Genomic DNA, 2,910 nt, shown 5'->3' on the forward strand with positions numbered 1-2,910 from the left:
ACCCACCAAGACATCCCCTTCGAACGCATCGTCGAAGCCCTCAACCCACCCCGCCTCCCCAACCGCCACCCCCTCTTCCAAACCATGCTCCAGGTCAGCCCGGACACCGGGTTCGAGCTGGACCTCGCGGGGACCACCTCCTCGGGCGAGGCCACCAACCTCGACGGCGCCAAGTTCGACCTCTCCCTGAACGTGCGCGCCACGACGGCCGAGGACGGCAAGCCCGGCCCGCTGCGCGCCTTCGTGGGCTACTCCCAGGACCTGTTCGACCCCGGATCCGTCCGCACCCTCCTCGGACGGGTCACCCGTGTACTGGACGCCGCGGCCGCCGATCCCGAGACCCCGATCGACGCCATCGACATCCTGGAGCCCGCCGAGCGCACGGCCCTGCTCGCCGCTCCGGTCCGGGAGACCGGGCCCGAGGCGGTGCTGACGGAGCTGTTCGCGGCCCAGGTCGCCCGTACGCCGGACGCCGTCGCGGTGACCTGCGACGGCCGGCACACCACGTACGCCGAGCTCGACGCCCGCGCCAACCGCCTGGCGCACGTCCTGGCCGCCCGGGGCGCCGGACCCGACCGCCTCATCGCGGTCGCCCTGCCGCGCTCCACCGAACTGGTCGTCACCCTGCTCGCCGTGCTCAAAGCGGGTGCCGCGTACCTGCCGATCGACCCGGACTACCCGGCCGACCGCATCGCGTACATGCTCGAGGACGCTCGGCCCCTCCTCCTGGTGACCAGTGCCGAGCTCGCGGACCGGCTGCCCGCCGACACCGCGCTGCTGCTCACCGACGCGCCGGACACAGCCGGTCTGCTCGCCGAGGCCGCCGACACCGACCCGGGCACGGGCGCGCTGCTGCCGCAGCACGCGGCTTATGTCATCTACACCTCGGGGTCGACGGGCCGTCCCAAGGGCACCGTCATCCCGCACCAGAACGTGACCCGGCTGTTCGCCGCCACCCGGCACTGGTTCGGCTTCTCCGCCCAGGACGTGTGGACGCTGTTCCACTCGTACGCCTTCGACTTCTCCGTATGGGAGCTGTGGGGGCCGCTGCTGCACGGCGGACGTCTCGTCGTCGTCCCGTACGCGGTCAGCCGCACGGCCGCCGACTTCCTGAAGCTGCTCGCCGCGGAACGCGTCACCGTGCTCAACCAGACGCCGTCCGCCTTCTACCAGCTCATGCAGGCCGATGCCGAGGACCCCGGGACCGGGGCGGGGCTGGCCCTGCGCACCATCGTCTTCGGCGGTGAGGCGCTGGACCCGCGCCGGCTCGCCGAGTGGTACGAGCGGCACGCCGACGACGCGCCGGTGCTGGTCAACATGTACGGGATCACCGAGACCACCGTGCACGTCACCCACCAGGCACTGGACCGGAACTCCGCGGCCTCCATGCCGGGCAGCGTCATCGGCGAAGCCATCCCCGACCTGGGCCTGTACGTCCTGGACGGCGCCCTGCGCCCGGTGCCCGCCGGGGTCGCGGGCGAGCTCTACGTCTCCGGCCCGGGTCTTGCCCGTGGCTATCTGGGGCGTCCCGGGCTGACCGCCGAGCGCTTCGTGGCCTGCCCCTTCGGCGGGCCGGGCGGCCGCATGTACCGCACGGGCGACATCGTGCGGTGGACCGGGGCCGGGCGGCTGGAATACGTCGGCCGCGGCGACCACCAGGTCAAGGTGCGCGGATTCCGGATCGAGCTCGGCGAGGTCGAGGCCGCGCTCCTGTCCTACGCGCCGGTCGCGCAGGCCACGGTCACCGTCCGGGAGGACCGGCCCGGTGACAAGCGACTGGTCGGCTACGTGGTGCCCCGGGAGTCGATGCCGGTGGACACCGCCCTGCTGCGGGCCCATCTGGCCGACGCCCTGCCGGACTACATGGTGCCGTCCGGGCTGGTCGTCCTGGACGTACTGCCGTTGACGGCGAACGGGAAGCTGGATCAGCGGGCGCTGCCCGCGCCGGCGTACGAGAGCGGCAGGGAGAGCCGTGCCCCGCGGACCGCGGTGGAGAGCACGCTGTGCGCACTGTTCGCGGAGGTGCTGGGTGTCGACGTGGTCGGTGTCGACGACAGCTTCTTCGACCTGGGCGGCCACTCCCTGCTGGTGACGCGGCTCGTGAACCGGGCGCGGACGGTGCTCGGTTCGGATCTGCCGGTCCGCACCGTGTTCGAGGCTCCGACGGTGGCGGAACTGGCAGCGCGTCTGGATGACCGTGCGGATGGCCGTCGTCCGGCGCTCCTCGCCGGAGTGCGTCCGGAGCGCCTGCCCGCCTCGTTCGCCCAGCAACGCCTGTGGTTCATCGATCAGTTCGAGGGCCCGAGCGCGATCTACAACCTCCCCGTCAGCATCCGGGTCACCGGAACCCTCGACGTACAGGCTCTGGAAGCGGCGCTGACGGACCTGATCACACGTCACGAAACCCTGCGCACGGTCATCCACGAGGCCGACGGCGAACCCGTGCAGATCATCCTGCCCCCCGCGCCGGCGACCCTCCACCGGATCGACTGCGCTGAAGAGGACCTCGCCGAAGTCCTCCGGAGCACCAGCAGCCAGGCCTTCGACCTGTCTGCCGAGGCACCCCTTCGCGTCACCCTGATCACCCTGGCCGAGGACCAGCACGTGCTGCTCGTCCTCCTGCACCACATCGCCGGCGACGCAGCCTCCATGGGCCCCCTCACCCACGACCTCAGCCACGCCTACACCGCCCGCCTCACCCACCAAACACCCCAATGGACCGAACTCCCGGTCCAGTACGCCGACTACACCCTCTGGCAGCAGGAACTCCTCGGCACCACCGACGACCCCCACTCCACCCTCAACACCCAACTCACCTACTGGAAGCAGGCCCTCGCCGACCTGCCCGCCGAACTCACCCACCCCACCGACCGACCCCGACCCACCCACCCCACCCAACGCGGCGGATCC

Annotated in this window: 1 protein-coding gene; it reads left to right on the forward strand. The window is 71.6% G+C overall.

Features of this window, described 5'->3' with window-relative positions:
• Nucleotides 1-2,910, forward strand: a 2,910-nt coding sequence (locus ACWCP2_RS38105; protein ID WP_450913119.1) for an amino acid adenylation domain-containing protein, incomplete at both ends; no start/stop codon positions are given.

It is taken from the genome of Streptomyces sp. NPDC002104 (assembly GCF_053593795.1).